This is a genomic window from Psychrobacillus insolitus (assembly GCF_003254155.1).
Classification (GTDB): Bacteria; Bacillota; Bacilli; order Bacillales_A; family Planococcaceae; genus Psychrobacillus; species Psychrobacillus insolitus.
Genome location: NZ_QKZI01000001.1, coordinates 901,809 through 918,819, shown reverse-complemented (window position 1 = coordinate 918,819; position 17,011 = coordinate 901,809). Strand labels below are relative to the sequence as shown.

The following is a 17,011-nucleotide window of genomic DNA, read 5'->3' as shown; positions in this document are numbered from 1 at the left end:
ATCCTATACTTTAAGGGACCAATTAAATTTGGTCCCTTTTCAATTGTAGTGTTATGATTAGTACATGTATATTGAATAGATGAAAGAGAAAGACTAAAGAGAAAAAGGGGGAAACTTAATGTTTCAACAGTTTACGTTAGCACATGGAGTAAAACTTTTCGTGCGACCAACAGAACAATTTAAAACCATTAATATTTCATTCAAGTGGAAAGAGGAATTGACTGAACAAAGTGCAGCGATCCGTTCCGTACTTGCAAACATACTTCAATATAGCAATGAGGAATATCCAACTAATTCGGCTTTTCGTAAAAAGCTAGATGATTTATATGGTTCAGTATTATATGTAGATAGTTCAAAAAAAGGAAATAAACATATTTTATCTTTGAATGCGGAAACGGTGAACGATGCTTTTTTATCCAATGAAAAAGTAGTAGATGAAATTTTTTCTATTTTACAAACCGTCATTTTCAAACCACTCTTACAAGAGGGGCAATTTGTTGAATCTATTGTGAAACGTGAGAAAGAACAAGTGATTGAACGAATTCAATCTATGTATGATGATAAAACAAGATATGCGCAGCAGCGTTTACTTGAAAATATTCGACCTAATCATCCTGCTTCTATTTCTGCCAATGGCACAGTTCCTACTGTACAGGCAATTACAAACGATCAATTAGTTAAGATGTATAAACAGCTACTACATGAAGACGAATTATCTATTTATGTAGTAGGTGATGTAGATGTAAACGAAATGAAACAAAAATTCGAGAAACATTTCCAATTTACTGATCGACAAATAATTCCTACTTCTGAAGTGAGCGTTCCACTAGCAGCTAATGACAAAGAGTTTCTACATGAGATTCAGGATATGAAGCAGGGGAAACTACATATTGCCTATCGTACACCTGTTACATTTTTCTCGGAAGAATTCCCAGTTATGCAAATGACGAACGGTATACTTGGAGGATTCGCACATTCCAAGCTATTTATGAATGTTCGCGAAAAAGAAAGTATGGCTTATTATGCTTCCAGTAGTTTTGCATCTCTTTATGGTCTAATTTTTGTATTAGCAGGAATCGATGCTAATCTGAAAGATAAAGCAGTTAAATTAATTGATGAGCAATTAAAAGCAATGCAAGATGGGGAAATTACAGATTTAGAAATCAATCAAACAAAATCCATGTTAACAAATCAATTGAAAGAAGCAATGGATTCTGCAAGAGCACAAATAGAAATCTACGATCAATATAAAGAATTAAACGAAGACTTCACTGTGGAAGATTGGATTGGCAAATGGTCTGACATTTCGAAAGAACAAATTGGGCAAATGGCTTCTAAAATAGAGAAAGAATTCGTCTATTTCTTATCTGGTAAGGAGAGTGAAGAAAATGAATGAAACATACTTTAAACAATTAGAAGAAACACTTTACCATGAACAACTTGCAAATGGATTAAAAGTATATATTTTACCGAAAAAAGGATTCTCTAAAACATTCGTGACTTTCACGACTAAATATGGTTCGATTGATAGTAAATTTATTCCGCTTGGTAAGGACGAAGCTGTAACTGTACCAGATGGTATTGCACACTTTTTAGAACATAAGATGTTTGAAAAAGAAGATGGCGACGTTTTTCAAAAGTTTAGTGAGAAGGGTGCTTCAGCAAATGCCTTCACTTCATTTACAAGAACGGCTTATTTATTCTCTTCTACCAATCATGTTTTAGAAAACACAAAAACATTGCTTGATTTTGTTCAGCAACCTTATTTTACGGAGCAAACAGTAGAGAAAGAAAAAGGGATTATTGCCCAGGAAATTACGATGTATGATGATCAACCAGATTGGCGTTTATATTTCGGTACTATTGAGAATATGTATAAAGAACATCCTGTGAAAATAGATATCGCTGGCACTGTAGAATCGATTAATAAGATTACTGCAGAACATTTATATGAATGCTACAATACTTTCTATCATCCATCTAACATGGTGTTATTTGTTGTTGGAGCAGTTAATCCACAGGAAATGATGGCATTCATTAAAGAAGATCAAGCATCTAAAACGTTTGAAGAACCGCAAGAGATTAAGCGCTTCTTCCCAACAGAACAGCAAGCAGTTCATATTTCAGAGCGTGTTTTACAAATGGATGTACAAAAACCAAAAGTTATTTTTGGTGTGAAATCCCCTAACGCCACAATTTCAGGGAATGAAATGTTGCAATTTGAGCTTGCTATGCAAGTGGCTATTGAACTTGTTTTTGGACGCACATCTGCTTTCTATCAAGATGTATATGAAACAGGGTTAATTGATGAATCTTACTCAGCGGATTTTTCAATGGAACAAGGCTATGGATTTACAATGATTGGCTCGGATTCTTCCAATCCTGAAAAGTTAGTTGAATCCATTAAAGGGGCAATTCTAAATCACTCAAAAGAGTGGAGCTTTACAGAGGAAGATTTAAAACGGGTAACTCGTAAAAAAATAGGGTTTTTCTTGAGAGCATTAAATTCTATCGAATATATTGCAAATCAATTTACTCGTTATTCTTTTAATGAGATGAACTTATTTGACGTAGTCCCAGCGCTTGAAAAATTATCGATGGATCAAGTCAAAGAAGCATTTGAAACATTAAAGAATGAAGAAGCTCATACTTCCTTTACAATCATTCCTCCTGAGAAGAACAATGGCTAAAAATTTCGCTTTAATTGTAGGTGCTTCAGGTGAGATTGGTCAAACTATTAGCAGAAAACTTGCTGAAGCAGGTTGGTCATTATATTTACATTATGCAAGTAATGAACGATTTGTAAAATTGCTTTTAGACGATTTAACATTAGCTTATCCTGCGCAAGAGTTTATTCTTGTGCAAGCAAACTTGCTAGAAGTAGAAGCAGTAGAACACATGGCTGCTTCTATTTTTTCTCTAAAAGCAGTTGTTTTTTCTCAAGGGCATAGTCTTTTTAAGGGGTTAGAAGATACTTCTGCACAGGACATTCGTCAGTTATTCCAAGTACATATTGAACATCCAATGCTTTTATTAGCCCAACTAGCGTCTAAACTACGAGTGCATGATAGTGCTTCTATCGTTTTTATAGGTTCTATTTGGGGAGAAACAGGAGCGTCGTATGAGTCTGCATATTCTGCAGCAAAAGGAGCACAACATGCGTTTGTTAAAGCTTATGCAAAGGAAGTCGCACTTCAACATATTAATGTAAATGCTGTAGCACCAGGATTTATAGATACGAATATGAATGCACATGTCAAAGGTGATGAACGCCAAATGTTATTAGACGAAATTCCTATGGGCGTATTTGGTTTAACGGCAGATGTTGCTAATACAGTGGCCTTTTTAGTTAGTAATCAAGCAAGATATATTACTGGTCAAATTATTCGAGTAAATGGCGGATGGTATATTTGACCCTTTGAAAAGCGGAAGCGCCTGTCACTGTTTTTCTGCGACTAGTAATAGGTGCTTGCGGTTTGATTATTAGTAGATAGTTTACTGCTCATTTGTATTTTTCTTTTATTACACTAAGAAATCATATATGATAGAACTTATAGTAAACTCTTACGTCATCTAATAGGAGAGGACAGATAGATTATGGCAAGTGAATGGTTTTTTGAATATGAAATTCAAGTGAATCGGCCCGGACTTTTAGGTGACATTGCTTCTTTACTTGGTATGTTAAGAGTCAATATCGTAACGATTAACGGAGTTGATGAAGGAAGACGAGGAATGTTGATCAAAGCGGAGAAAAAAGTAAATATTGAGCGCTTTGAACATATTGCATCTACAATGGAAACGATTCATCTAACGAAATTTAGGGAGCCGAAACTAAGAGACCGTTTAGCAGTGCGTCATGGAAGGTATATACAACGTGATGCAGATGATAAAAAAACGTTTCGCTTTGTACGGGATGAACTAGGAATACTTGTTGACTTTTTGGCTGAAATCTTTAAAGAAGATGGACATAAGTTAATAGGTGTTAGAGGAATGCCTCGTGTAGGTAAGACAGAATCAGTAGTTGCTGCAAGTGTTTGTGCCAATAAGAAATGGATTTTCCTTTCTTCTACAATGATAAAACAAACAATTAGAAGTCAGCTTGCTGGAGATGAGTTTAGCGAGCGAAATATTTTTATCTTGGACGGAATTGTGACAAGAAAGTCAAATGATGAAAAACATCTGCAATTAGTAAGAGAAATGATGCAAATGCCAACAATTAAAGTAGTAGAACATCCGGATATGTTCATTCGCCATTCCGAGTATTCGATTGATGATTTTGATTACATTATTGAACTTCGTCATAATCCAGATGAGAAAATTACGTATGAAATGATGGAAAAAAACCACGGGATGTCCGACGATGGTATGGGTGGATTTGGCGGATTTGGTGGATTTAATTTTTAACGGGTAGGTGTTTTAGTTGACAGAACTTGGGGCTCGTTTAAAAGAAGCGAGAACAGAAAAAGGATATAGTATCGATGATTTGCAAGAAATCACTAAAATTCAGAAAAGATATTTAGCAGGTATAGAAGAGGGTAATTACGCATCAATGCCTGGTGCTTTCTATGTTCGTGCTTTTATAAAGCAATATGCTGAAGCGGTTGGTTTAAATGGTGATGAACTATTAGAAACGTATAAAAAGGAGATTCCTTCTCCAGCAAATGAAGATGTATCTCAAAATATACCCTCTACACCGACAAGAAGGTCTCTAGGCGGCCGTTCTTCTAACAAATTTTTGGAAATCTTCCCAATGCTAGTTGTTGCCCTTATTATCATTGCAATTATTATCATCGCTTGGACTTTATTTCAAAATTTACCTAAGAACTCAACAGATCCAGAGGTTACGACTGAGAAAGTGGTAACAGTTGAAGAGCAGCCAAACGCTGAGAAAAATAATAATATCCAAATCGATGAACCTAAAGAAGAGAAAGTAGTAAAAGAAGTAGTAGAACCTATTGTGGAGCAAAAATTAACTTTTGTTGAAACAGAAGGTCAAACATCTACCTATCATTTAACTGGAGCAGAAAACTTTATGCTGAAAATCGTAGCAACTAATAATACTTGGCTCAATATTAAAGATGAAAATAATCAAATATTAACAGATAAAGCGGTCAATGCTGGAGAGACATTTGAATTAGATACAAGTGACTCAACACGAATTCGAGTTCGTCTAGGTTCTACTCCTGGTAATCAGGTATTTATGAATGATCAATTAGTAGAATATCCTACTGATATGGTCACTCAAAATTTAGTAATACAGTTCAACAAGTAGTCATCTAAATCAGATGGCTATTTTGTTTGAAGCGATGAAAGGAGAAACACTTCATGAATATTCCAAATCAGATTTCACTTTTCCGTATTTTTTTAATTCCAATATTTATGTTTTTTATGCTAATTGATTTTAACTGGGGAGATGTAAGTTTTCTTGGAGCTACTATTCCAGTGGGACATTTAATAGGTGCAATTATATTCATCATTGCATCTATTACAGATTTCATCGATGGATATTATGCGAGAAAATATAACTTAGTGACAAATATGGGTAAATTTTTAGATCCACTAGCAGATAAGTTACTCGTTTCTGCAGCACTTATTATTTTAGTAGAAAAAGGAATGGCTCCTTCTTGGATTGTTATTTTAATTATTAGCAGAGAGTTTGCGGTCACTGGACTTCGTATGATTCTTGCAAATGAAGGGGAAGTTGTAGCTGCAAACCAATTGGGTAAAATCAAAATGTGGACCCAAATTATCGCTATTTCTTCTTTATTGTTAGGAAATGTATTTTTTGAAATGTTCTCAATTCCCTTCGATACAATTATGTTATATGTTTGTTTGTTCTTTACAATGTGGTCAGGATTTGATTATTTCTATTTAAATCGTAAAGTATTACTCGATTCCAAATAAGAAAGGATGAAATAGATGAAAGCAGAGATTATCGCGGTAGGTTCTGAGTTATTATTAGGTCAAATTTCAAATACAAACGCGAGGTTTATTTCTTCGCAGCTTGCTGAACTGGGTATAGATGTTTACTATCAGACAGTTGTAGGTGATAATGCTAATCGATTAGTAGATTCCATCAAAATCGCAGAAGATAGAGCAGACCTAATCATTTTTACTGGTGGACTAGGACCAACCAAGGATGATTTAACGAAAGAAACAATTGCACGTCATTTAGGTGAAAAGTTAGTAATGGATGCTCATGCCTTGAACTATATTGAAAAATTTTTCAAACGAATGAATCGTGTAATGACAGAAAACAACAAAAAACAAGCGTTTGTAATAGAAGGTTGCACAGTACTGGAAAATAAGCAAGGTATGGCACCGGGAATGCTATTAACTAATGAAAAACACTCCTACATACTTTTACCAGGACCTCCGAAAGAAATGGAGCCAATGTTCCAATTAGAAGCAAAACCTTTGCTAGCAAAGCTATTGCATAAAGAGACAGTCATAATATCTCAAGTAATTCGTTTTTACGGAATTGGTGAGGCTGAACTGGAAACAAAAGTACAGGATTTATTAGAAAACCAAACAAATCCAACGCTAGCTCCACTCGCTGCAGATGGTGAAGTGACACTACGGCTTACAGCAAAAACTGAAAGTGAAACGGAAGCATGGATTAAAATTGACGAGCTCCAAACAGAAATATTAAACCGTGTTGGAAAATTTGTGTACGGATTTAATAATGATTCGTTAGCTTCTAAACTACATGAAATACTAATCGATAACAATTTAACCATTTCTGCAGCTGAAAGTATGACAGCCGGACTATTCCAATCAGAGCTTGCTGCTATTCCTGGAATGAGTGAAGCGTTAGTTGGTGGAATGATTACTTATACGGAAGATATTAAAGTACAACAACTGGGAGTCAGACAGGAAGTTATTTCAGAATTTGGTGTTGTTTCGAAAGAATGTGCAGAAGAAATGGCTTTTCGTATTAAAGAAAAGTTTGGAACGAATATCGGAGTTGGAATTACTGGAGTAGCTGGACCGGATCAACATGGTGGACAGCCGACAGGTACTGTTTGGATCGGTATCGCATTTGGTCAATTAGCACCTATTTCATATAAATTAAGTCTTTCAGGAATGAGAAATACGAATCGATTAAGAGCAGTTAAGTTTACTATTCACTATTTGATTCGATTATTACGTGAACAAGGGTATGTGAAAATTTAACTTTTTTTTAAAAACTAGAACGTAATTAGACTAAGTAGAAAAAATATTTTTTTATAAAAAACGGCCCAAAATTCAATTTTGGGCCGTTTTCGGCTCTCAAAATGAAATTTTCACGAAATATAAACGAATGAACGTTCGCGTTTTTCTTGTAAATTTCTCAATAAGCTAGTATAGTAAGGATAGAAATAAAAAGTGAGAATTTCATATAAGGAGGAAATACAATTGGCTAACGATCGTAAAGCAGCTTTAGAAGTAGCTCTGAAACAAATAGAGAAACAATTTGGTAAAGGTTCAATTATGAGACTAGGTGAAAAAACAGATAGAGAAATTTCTACATCTTCTAGTGGGTCATTGGCATTAGATTCGGCTTTAGGAATAGGTGGTTATCCACGTGGCCGTGTTATTGAAATATACGGACCAGAAAGCTCGGGTAAAACAACTGTAGCACTTCATGCAATTGCTGAAATACAAAAAAATGGAGGGCAAGCAGCTTTTATAGATGCAGAGCATGCTTTAGATCCCGCTTACGCACAGAAACTTGGAGTTGATATAGATCAATTACTTCTATCTCAACCTGATACAGGAGAGCAAGCTTTAGAAATCGCAGAAGCATTAGTACGTAGTGGAGCCGTTGAAATTATAGTAATTGACTCTGTAGCAGCTTTAGTACCAAAAGCAGAAATTGAAGGAGAAATGGGAGATTCCCATATTGGTCTTCAAGCTCGTTTAATGTCACAAGCATTGCGTAAACTTTCAGGTGCTATTAATAAATCTAATACACTAGCAATCTTTATTAACCAAATTCGTGAAAAAGTTGGAGTTATGTTCGGAAACCCTGAAATCACTCCTGGTGGCCGTGCACTTAAATTCTACAGTTCAGTACGTTTAGAAGTACGTCGTTCAGAAGCTATTAAACAAGGGACCGATATTATCGGAAACAAAACGAAGATTAAAGTAGTGAAAAACAAAGTTGCCCCACCATTTAAAACGGCTGAAGTTGACATTATGTACGGACAAGGTATTTCACAAGAAGGTGAAATTGTTGACCTTGGTTCTGATTTGGAGATCATACAAAAAAGTGGTTCTTGGTACGCATATAACGAAGAGCGTATTGGTCAAGGACGTGAAAGTGCAAAACAATTCTTAAGAGAAAATCCAAGTACTAAAAATGAAATTGCAACGAGGATTCGTGAGTCATTAGGAATGGGTCCAAGTTCATATTCAACTCCAGTAAACAAGCGAGAAGAAGAAGATGATGAAGAGTTTGAACTATTAGTGGAAAAAAAGTAAGATAGATGATTTGGGTCTCTCAGTGAATGGGAGACCTTTTTGTCTTACACGGAGGATTTCAGGATGGATTTTGAAGGAAAAGAAGGATAAAATCAGAGTTTCTGCATTTCTTTTGTCAACTATTCATCTGGTTACCTTGACAGAGTATTTCTACATCTATACAATTAAAACTGTATAATTTCTTTATTAAATGGTGAAAAGGCAATGCATATATGCAGTAACATATATGTGCCGATAAAACTTTAAAAGTATAGCAATAGGGGGGTGTTCAAATGATCGAAATTATCATCTCCGCCTTGCTTGGTCTGATTTTAGGTGCCTTTGTTGGCTATAATTATCTGAAAAAAGTGAACGATTCAAAAGTGACTGGTGCAAAACAATCTTCTGCACTCATCTTGGAAGAAGCAAAGCGAGAAGCAGAATCATTGAAGAAAGAAGCACTATTAGAAGCCAAAGATGAAACTCACCAATTACGAACTACAGCAGAATCTGACATTCGTGAACGCCGTATGGACCTGCAAAAACAGGAAAATCGGTTAGTACAAAGAGAAGAGAATCTCGATCGTAAGGATGATGCTCTTAACAAAAGAGAAGTAGGATTTGAGCGAAAAGAGGATGCTCTAGCCTTAAGACAACAGCATATTGAACAGATGGAAAGTAAAGTGGACGAGTTAGTTAACAAACAACAAAGTGAGCTTGAAAGAATTTCAAACTTAACTCGAGAAGAAGCAAAAGCTATTATTCTTAAGGATGTAGAAAATGAGCTTGCAACTGATATCGCGGTAATGACGAAAGAAGCGGAAACGAGAGCGAAAGAAGAGTCAGATAAAAAATCTCGAGAAATCCTTTCACTTGCCCTTCAACGTTTTGCAGCGGATCATGTAGCGGAAACGACTGTTTCTGTTGTCAACTTACCAAATGACGAGATGAAAGGTAGAATTATTGGTCGTGAAGGCCGAAATATTCGTACGCTTGAAACTTTAACTGGTATTGACTTAATAATCGATGATACACCAGAAGCAGTAATTTTATCTGGATTTGATCCAATTAGAAGAGAGACGGCTCGTTTAGCTCTTGAAAAATTAGTATCAGATGGTCGTATTCATCCAGCACGTATCGAAGAGATGGTGGAAAAATCAAGACGAGAAGTAGATGAGCAAATTCGAGAAATCGGAGAACAAACTACTTTTGATGTGGGTGTTCATAATTTACATCCAGATCTAATGAAAATTCTTGGTCGATTACGCTATCGTACAAGTTATGGTCAAAATGTTTTAAAACACTCGACAGAAGTGGCATTCTTGGCTGGACTTCTAGCTGCTGAGCTAGGGGAAGACGTCACACTTGCAAGAAGAGCAGGACTACTACACGATATTGGGAAAGCAATTGACCATGAAGTGGAAGGTAGCCATGTAGAAATCGGAGTCGAGTTAGCGACTAAGTATAAAGAGCATCCTGTTGTTGTTAACAGTATCGCTTCCCATCATGGAGATACAGAAGCTACATCAGTTATTGCAGTATTAGTAGCTGCAGCAGATGCGTTATCCGCGGCTCGTCCAGGGGCGAGAAGTGAAACGTTAGAAAATTATATCCGTCGACTTGAGAGACTGGAAGAAATTTCAGAATCATACGAAGGTGTAGAAAAATCGTTTGCTATTCAAGCAGGTCGGGAAATTCGGATTATCGTACGTCCAGATCAAATTGATGATTTAACTGCTCATCGATTGGCTAGAGATATTCGTAAACGAATTGAAGAAGAACTTGATTATCCAGGTCATATAAAAGTAACTGTAATTAGAGAAACAAGAGCTGTAGAATATGCAAAATAAAAAAAGGCTTCGTTTCGAGGCCTTTTTTTTATGAAGGGAAGTTAGTGTAAAGTGAAAATTTTATTTATAGGTGATATTGTAGGTTCGATGGGCAGAGATGCGTTAGAAAGTTACTTACCACGATTAAAAAGAAAATATAGTCCAGATGTAGTTATTGCAAATGGAGAAAATGCAGCAGCAGGACGAGGTATTACAAAAAGTATATTTCAATCATTATTGCATATGGGTGTTGACGTTGTAACAATGGGTAACCATACATGGGACCAGAAAGAAATTATGGATTTTATTGATGACACCGATTATTTAATACGTCCTGCAAACTTCTCTGAAGATGCTCCAGGCAAAGGGATGACGTCGATTACTAAAAATGGAGTGACAGTATCTGTCATTAATCTACACGGTCGAACTTTTTTACCTCCACATGACGATCCATTTAAAAAAGCGACTGAGTTAGTAGAAGAAGCAAAAAAAGTATCTCCAATTATTTTTGTAGATTTTCATGCCGAAGCGACAAGTGAAAAAATCGCATTCGGATGGCATTTGGATGGAAAAGCGTCCGTTGTTGTTGGAACACATACGCATGTACAAACTGCAGATTCACGTATATTACCAGGGGGTACTGCATATATAACGGATGTAGGAATGACTGGTCCTTACGATGAAGTATTAGGAATGACTAAAGAAAACGTTCTTTATCGTTTTCAAACAAATATGCCAACACGTTTTGAAGTTCCGAAAAGTGGTCGCACTGTCATAAGTGGATTTTTTGTAGAAGTAGATGATTTGACAGGCAAGGCAGTACATCAAGAGCGCGTGTATATAAATGAGGACTACCCTTTTCAAGCATAAGAGTCTAAATTATTTCCCTCAAGCATAAAGTAGGTTATGAACGACAATGAAGTTCATAATCTAGCTATAAAAGGAGAAATGATAGTGGATGCATTAAAAGTATCTTCCCGCTCAAACCCTAATTCAGTTGCTGGGGCATTGGTTGCGGTAATTAGAGAACAAGGGTATGCAGAGATGCAAGCAGTAGGAGCAGGGGCATTGAATCAGGCTGTTAAAGCGATCGCGATAGCAAGGGGATTTGTTGCACCTAGTGGAACAGATCTAACTTGTTCGCCGGCTTTCACAGATATTGTCATTTCAGGTGAAGACCGAACGGCTTTGAAGTTATTGGTAGAAAAAAGAGCAAAATAATGATTAAGCCACTACGATTTCTGTAGTGGCTTAATTTTATTTAAATAGATAAGGAAGTATAAGAATTTCATCGACATGGGACACAAAAAAAGACAGCCTAGCTTTGTTGTTTTAGAATCGAACGCTCTGAGAGTTTGTGGCTAAAACAAGAAAGCGCTCCTCAAATAAACCTATCAATAAAAATCTTCAAAACCTCAAAAATGCCCAAAACTGACATACGACATAATTTAAAATAAGTGCAAAAACAGGAGGAAAGTCTCTTTTGGCACTTATTTTTGGATAAGTCGTATAGTCATTTTTCTATATTTTATAAATCATGATTAATAAAATATAGAAAATATTAAACGTGTAGAAATAAGAGGTCAATCTAATCGCGGTGCTTGGGTTGGTTTCTAGTAGCTCATCGATTTCTTTCTCGTTTAACCAGTTACCATAAGTTTCGTCCAAAGCGAGCCGTTAAAGTCCACATAGAAAAAGGGCGCTTTCGCTTTTCTTAAATTTTTGTGACAATGCTTTTCCGTCAAAGGTCTGAATTTAAGTTGAAAATCTTTGAATACATAGTGATTAAGAGTACTTCATGATAAACTAATGAAAGAAAAATGTATTTAACCAGATAGTAAGGAGATGTTAATATGTTGCAACAGCTTTCTTGGAAAGTAGGAGGACAGCAAGGGGAAGGTATCGAAAGTACGGGGGAAATTTTCTCTACGGCTATGAATCGCCTTGGATACTTCTTGTATGGATACCGTCACTTTTCTTCTCGTATAAAAGGTGGACATACAAATAATAAAATCTGTGTGCGACCTACACAGGTTCGTACAATACCTGATGATTTAGATATACTAGTAGCTTTCGATCAGGAAACAATAGAAGTAAATTATAAAGAGTTAACAAGTAAAAGTATTATTTTAGCAGACAGTAAATTTTCACCGATTGTACCAGAGGGTTGTTTAGCTCCAATGTATATCGTTCCATTTACAGAAATAGCGGCAGAACTTGGTACATCTCTTATGAAAAACATGGTAGCAATTGGAGCAACCTCTGCATTACTGAACTTGGATCAAGCAGTATTCCAAGGAGTAGTAGATGAGATTTTTGGTAAAAAAGGACGAGAAGTTGTCGAAAAAAATATGCAAGCAATTCAACAAGGCTTCAATCAAATGGCGGAGCAGTTAGGAGACCGTTTAGGTGAATGGGAACTAGTACCTGCAGATGGTAAGCATCGTTTATTTATGATTGGTAATGATGCAATTGCAATGGGTGCACTTTCAGCAGGTGTTCGTTTTATGGCTGCATACCCAATTACTCCAGCTTCTGAAATTATGGAATATATGATTAAAAAGCTACCTTTGTTTGGAGGAGCAGTTATTCAAACAGAAGACGAAATTGCAGCAGCAACTATGGCGATAGGGTCGAACTACGGTGGTGTGCGTGCATTCACAGCTTCAGCAGGTCCGGGACTATCACTAATGATGGAAGCGATCGGTTTATCTGGTATGACAGAGCAACCACTAGTAATAGTGGATACACAGCGTGGGGGACCTTCAACTGGCTTACCGACGAAACAAGAACAATCTGATTTAATGCAGATGATTTATGGTACGCATGGTGAAATTCCGAAAGTAGTAATTGCACCAAGTACAGGTGAAGAAGCATTTTTCGATACAATCCAAGCTTTTAATATTGCAGAAGAATTACAATGTCCAGTTATTATCTTATCGGATTTACAATTATCACTTGGAAAACAAACAGTTGAACCATTCGACTATTCGAAAATCGAAATTCGTCGTGGTAAATTAGTTCAAAATGAAGAAATTCCTGTAGCTGAAGATAAATCATATTTCAAACGATTTGAAGTGACAGAAGACGGTATTTCACCACGTGTATTACCAGGAACTGAACACGCAATTCATCACGTAACTGGTGTAGAACATGATGAAACAGGTAAACCATCTGAATCCGCAACAAACCGTATAGCACAAATGGATAAACGTTTAGGTAAGCTGAAACATATTAACTTTAATGAACCTGTATATGTAAATGCTCCTTATGAAGAAGCGGATATTTTATTTGTTGGATTTAACTCGACAAGAGGAGTTTTAGAAGAATTGCAACAAACACTTATTGATCAAGGTATGAAAGTGAACCATGCGCATATTCGGTTAATTCATCCATTCCCAGTAGAACAAGTTCTACCGCTTGTTGCAGGGGCAAAAAAAGTAATGGTCGTTGAAAATAATGCAACGGGCCAATTAGCGAATATATTAAAAATGAATGTTGGCGGACATGGTAAAGTAATCAATGTTACAAAATATGATGGTACACCATTCTTACCGTTACAACTTGAAAAACAAGTAAAGGAGTTGCTTAACTGATGGTAACATTTAAAGACTTCCGTAATAATGTAAAGCCTAACTGGTGCCCAGGTTGTGGTGACTTTTCTGTTCAAGCTGCTATACAACGTGCAGCAGCAAATGTTGGAATCCAACCACATGATTTAGCAGTGATTTCAGGGATTGGTTGTTCAGGTCGTATTTCAGGTTATATTCACTCATATGGATTCCATGGTATTCATGGGCGTGCTTTACCAATTGCCCAAGGATTAAAAATGGCGAACAAAGATTTAAAAGTTATTGCTTCTGGTGGAGATGGAGATGGTTTTGCGATCGGACTTGGTCATACCATTCATTCGATTCGTCGCAATATCGATATAACATATGTAGTCATGGATAATCAAATTTACGGACTTACAAAAGGTCAAACTTCTCCGCGTTCTGCAGAAGGATTTAAAACAAAATCAACTCCAGGTGGGGCAATTGAACCTTCCCTTAACCCATTAGAACTAGCACTTACTTCTGGAGCCACTTTTGTAGCTCAAGGTTTCTCATCTGATATTAAAGAGTTAACTGCGATTATTGAAGCAGGAATAAACCACAAAGGGTTCTCGTTTATCAATGTTTTCAGCCCATGTGTTACGTATAATAAAGTAAATACGTATGACTGGTTTAAAGAAAACTTAACGAAACTCTCTGCAATCGAAGGATATGATTCTTCAAGTCGTGAAGAAGCTATCAAAGTAGTAATGGAAAGAGAAGGGCTAGTTACAGGAATTATTTATCAAAATGAAAATGCTCCTTCTTACCAAGACCAAGTAATTGGATATGCAGAAAATCCGCTTGTAGATCAAAACTTAAAGATGAGCGAAGAAGAATTTAATGTATTATTACAAGACTTCATGTAAATTTAAAGACTGCCGATTAAAATTGGCAGTCTTTATTTGTCTAATTACCAACTTTTAAGTTGAAAGCCTTGTAGCTTCTCTCTTTTATTCAGTATAATATTAGAATGGGAAACTATTATTTACGAGTGAAAGAAAGGAGCATGCTGATGAACGAAGAATCACGTCTAGAAAGTACTCAAATAAAAGAGCCTATTTTTCCAGAAAAAAATTCTGAGAAAGATTATAGTACGTATTTTCAAGCTATTTACACTCCACCATCCTTAAAAAATGCAAAAAAACGGGGCAAAGAAGAAATTTCTTACCAACATGATTTTGCTATTGCAGAACAATTTAAAGAGATGGGTAAAAATCGTAAATTTTATATCCGTACGTATGGTTGCCAAATGAATGAACATGATACAGAAGTAATGGCAGGTATTTTCATGCAGTTAGGGTATGAGCCAACTGATTCAGTGGAAGATGCAAACGTTGTATTGTTAAATACATGTGCTATTCGTGAAAATGCAGAAAATAAAGTATTTGGTGAGCTAGGCCATTTTAAGCAATTAAAAAGAAATAATCCAGATGTATTAATTGGTGTTTGTGGCTGTATGTCCCAAGAAGAATCAGTTGTAAATAAAATATTAAAAACGTATGATCAAGTAGATATGATTTTTGGAACACATAATATTCATCGTCTTCCAAATATATTAAACGAAGCGTATCTTTCAAAAGAAATGGTAATAGAAGTTTGGTCAAAAGAAGGCGATGTAATCGAAAACCTTCCAAGAGTACGAAAAGGATCTATTAAAGCATGGGTAAATATTATGTATGGCTGTGATAAGTTCTGTACATATTGTATTGTCCCTTATACACGTGGGAAAGAGCGAAGTCGTCAACCAAAGGAAATCATTCAAGAAATTAGGCATCTTGCTGCGCAAGGATATCAAGAGGTCACATTACTAGGTCAAAACGTAAACGCTTACGGAAAAGACTTTGAAGATTCGGACTACCGGTTCGGTAATTTAATGGATGATCTTCGAAAAATTGATGTTGCACGTATTCGCTTTATGACTAGCCACCCAAGAGATTTCGATGATCCGTTAATCGAAGTACTTGCAAAAGGTGGAAACCTAGTGGAACATATTCATTTACCAGTCCAATCAGGTTCAACTGACATTCTGAAAATAATGGCACGTAAATATTCAAGAGAACATTATTTAGAACTTGTTCGTAAGCTTAAATTAGCTATTCCAAATGTTTCTTTAACCACAGATATTATTGTTGGATTCCCAAATGAAACAGAGGAACAATTTGAAGAAACAATGTCTCTATATAAAGAAGTTGGATATGAAATGGCTTATACGTATATTTATTCACCACGAGAAGGTACACCAGCTGCCAAGATGATAGATAACGTACCGATGGAAGTTAAAAAAGATCGTTTACAACGTTTGAACAAGTTAGTAAATCACATGTCTGCGGAAGCTATGAAAAAACATCAAGGTCAAATTGTAGAAGTGTTAGTAGAAGGAGAAAGTAAAAATAACCCGGATGTTCTAGCAGGGTATACAAGAAAAAGTAAGTTAGTGAATTTCGTAGGACCGAAAGAAATTATTGGTCAGTTAGTAAAAGTAAAAATTATAGAAGCAAAAACATGGTCACTTACTGGAGAACTGGTAAAAGTACCAAATGGACAAAAGGTGGAAATAGGATGACTACAAAATATACTAGAGACGATATTATCGAAAAAGCAAAAGAAATTGCAACAATGATTGCAAACACTGAAGAAGTAGAGTTTTTTAAGCGTGCAGAAGAACAAATAAATGAAAATCAAAAAGTACGTGAAAAAATTGCAAGTCTTAAAAGCCTACAAAAACAAGCTGTTAATTTTCAACATTTAGGTAAAGAAAAAGCATTAAAGATGATAGAGGGAAAAATTGAAGCAATTGAAGCTGAAATAGATGAACTGCCAATCGTGCAAGAGTTTAAACAATCTCAAGGAGATGTTAATAGTCTGTTACAATTAGTAGCAAACTCTATTTCTAATAATGTAACAAACCAAATTATAGAAGCAACTGAAGGCGATCTTCTTAGAGGAGAAACTGGCTCTAAGGTGAAAAATACAACTTATGATAGTTGTTCTTAATTGAATATTATTAAATGGCTACTATGTTGAGAATTCAACATAGTAGCCATTTTTCTATAATAATATATTATCTAACAATACGGAATATACTAAAGATATTGACAATTATAAGGTCTGTTATGTTAATATTATTATGTACAAGAGGGA

The 17,011-nt window shown here is 35.8% G+C and carries 15 protein-coding genes; all 15 read left to right on the top strand.

The features are described 5' to 3' along the window. The first annotated feature begins 118 nt into the window (after window positions 1-118). The 15 genes from yfmF (at window position 119) to C7437_RS04440 (ending at window position 16,864) form a co-directional block, all read left to right on the top strand. Window positions 119-1,396 carry an EF-P 5-aminopentanol modification-associated protein YfmF gene (yfmF, locus tag C7437_RS04510; protein ID WP_111438426.1) on the top strand — a complete coding sequence of 426 codons (1,278 nt, stop codon included), beginning with the start codon at window positions 119-121 and terminating at the stop codon, window positions 1,394-1,396. Beyond that, the gene (gene yfmH, locus C7437_RS04505) at window positions 1,389-2,690 is read left to right on the top strand and encodes an EF-P 5-aminopentanol modification-associated protein YfmH (protein WP_111438425.1); all 1,302 of its coding nucleotides are present in this window, start codon (window positions 1,389-1,391) and stop codon (window positions 2,688-2,690) included. Before yfmF ends, yfmH begins: the two co-directional genes overlap by 8 nt. Next, entirely contained in the window at window positions 2,683-3,414 is a 732-nt protein-coding gene (gene ymfI / locus C7437_RS04500; protein ID WP_111438424.1) for an elongation factor P 5-aminopentanone reductase, read from the top strand. The genes yfmH and ymfI overlap by 8 nt, the downstream gene beginning before the upstream one ends. Window positions 3,415-3,597: 183 nt before the next feature. After that, the gene (locus C7437_RS04495) at window positions 3,598-4,404 is read left to right on the top strand and encodes a DUF3388 domain-containing protein (protein WP_111438423.1); all 807 of its coding nucleotides are present in this window, start codon (window positions 3,598-3,600) and stop codon (window positions 4,402-4,404) included. 16 nt (window positions 4,405-4,420) lie between these two features. Continuing rightward, complete coding sequence (locus C7437_RS04490) at window positions 4,421-5,272, top strand: helix-turn-helix domain-containing protein (RefSeq protein WP_111438422.1); 852 nt, start codon at window positions 4,421-4,423, stop codon at window positions 5,270-5,272. 53 nt (window positions 5,273-5,325) lie between these two features. Further along, window positions 5,326-5,904 carry a CDP-diacylglycerol--glycerol-3-phosphate 3-phosphatidyltransferase gene (gene pgsA / locus C7437_RS04485; RefSeq protein WP_111438421.1) on the top strand — a complete coding sequence of 193 codons (579 nt, stop codon included), beginning with the start codon at window positions 5,326-5,328 and terminating at the stop codon, window positions 5,902-5,904. A gap of 15 nt (window positions 5,905-5,919) precedes the next feature. After that, entirely contained in the window at window positions 5,920-7,176 is a 1,257-nt protein-coding gene (locus C7437_RS04480; RefSeq protein ID WP_111438420.1) for a competence/damage-inducible protein A, read from the top strand. A gap of 222 nt (window positions 7,177-7,398) precedes the next feature. Then, entirely contained in the window at window positions 7,399-8,466 is a 1,068-nt protein-coding gene (recA, locus tag C7437_RS04475) for a recombinase RecA (RefSeq protein ID WP_146249613.1), read from the top strand. Between the two features lie 272 nt (window positions 8,467-8,738). Next, a complete protein-coding gene (rny, locus tag C7437_RS04470) occupies window positions 8,739-10,295 on the top strand; it encodes a ribonuclease Y (protein ID WP_111438419.1) in 1,557 nt (518 codons plus the stop codon). 51 nt (window positions 10,296-10,346) lie between these two features. Beyond that, a complete protein-coding gene (locus C7437_RS04465; protein ID WP_111438418.1) occupies window positions 10,347-11,144 on the top strand; it encodes a TIGR00282 family metallophosphoesterase in 798 nt (265 codons plus the stop codon). An 84-nt stretch (window positions 11,145-11,228) separates the two neighbouring features. Next, window positions 11,229-11,495, top strand: a complete 267-nt coding sequence (locus C7437_RS04460) for a stage V sporulation protein S (RefSeq protein ID WP_111438417.1) — start codon at window positions 11,229-11,231, stop codon at window positions 11,493-11,495. A gap of 632 nt (window positions 11,496-12,127) precedes the next feature. Next, window positions 12,128-13,870, top strand: coding sequence for a 2-oxoacid:acceptor oxidoreductase subunit alpha (locus tag C7437_RS04455; protein ID WP_111438416.1), 1,743 nt, complete (start codon window positions 12,128-12,130; stop codon window positions 13,868-13,870). Beyond that, window positions 13,870-14,736, top strand: coding sequence for a 2-oxoacid:ferredoxin oxidoreductase subunit beta (locus C7437_RS04450; RefSeq protein ID WP_111438415.1), 867 nt, complete (start codon window positions 13,870-13,872; stop codon window positions 14,734-14,736). Before C7437_RS04455 ends, C7437_RS04450 begins: the two co-directional genes overlap by 1 nt. Window positions 14,737-14,882: 146 nt before the next feature. Continuing rightward, window positions 14,883-16,433: a tRNA (N6-isopentenyl adenosine(37)-C2)-methylthiotransferase MiaB gene (gene miaB / locus C7437_RS04445; RefSeq protein WP_111438414.1), complete on the top strand. Its 1,551-nt coding sequence runs from the start codon at window positions 14,883-14,885 to the stop codon at window positions 16,431-16,433. Beyond that, window positions 16,430-16,864, top strand: a complete 435-nt coding sequence (locus tag C7437_RS04440; protein ID WP_111438413.1) for a YlbF/YmcA family competence regulator — start codon at window positions 16,430-16,432, stop codon at window positions 16,862-16,864. Before miaB ends, C7437_RS04440 begins: the two co-directional genes overlap by 4 nt. Window positions 16,865-17,011 lie beyond the last annotated feature (147 nt).

Excerpts from the sequence above, each read along its gene's own strand:
- rny (WP_111438419.1), top strand. The coding sequence starts at position 8,739 with ATGATCGAAATTATCATCTCCGCCTTGCTTGGTCTGATTTTAGGTGCC.
- yfmF (WP_111438426.1), top strand. The coding sequence starts at position 119 with ATGTTTCAACAGTTTACGTTAGCACATGGAGTAAAACTTTTCGTGCGA.
- C7437_RS04440 (WP_111438413.1), top strand. The coding sequence starts at position 16,430 with ATGACTACAAAATATACTAGAGACGATATTATCGAAAAAGCAAAAGAA.
- yfmH (WP_111438425.1), top strand. The coding sequence starts at position 1,389 with ATGAATGAAACATACTTTAAACAATTAGAAGAAACACTTTACCATGAA.
- C7437_RS04495 (WP_111438423.1), top strand. The coding sequence starts at position 3,598 with ATGGCAAGTGAATGGTTTTTTGAATATGAAATTCAAGTGAATCGGCCC.
- ymfI (WP_111438424.1), top strand. The coding sequence starts at position 2,683 with ATGGCTAAAAATTTCGCTTTAATTGTAGGTGCTTCAGGTGAGATTGGT.
- C7437_RS04455 (WP_111438416.1), top strand. The coding sequence starts at position 12,128 with ATGTTGCAACAGCTTTCTTGGAAAGTAGGAGGACAGCAAGGGGAAGGT.
- C7437_RS04480 (WP_111438420.1), top strand. The coding sequence starts at position 5,920 with ATGAAAGCAGAGATTATCGCGGTAGGTTCTGAGTTATTATTAGGTCAA.
- miaB (WP_111438414.1), top strand. The coding sequence starts at position 14,883 with ATGAACGAAGAATCACGTCTAGAAAGTACTCAAATAAAAGAGCCTATT.
- C7437_RS04450 (WP_111438415.1), top strand. The coding sequence starts at position 13,870 with ATGGTAACATTTAAAGACTTCCGTAATAATGTAAAGCCTAACTGGTGC.
- pgsA (WP_111438421.1), top strand. The coding sequence starts at position 5,326 with ATGAATATTCCAAATCAGATTTCACTTTTCCGTATTTTTTTAATTCCA.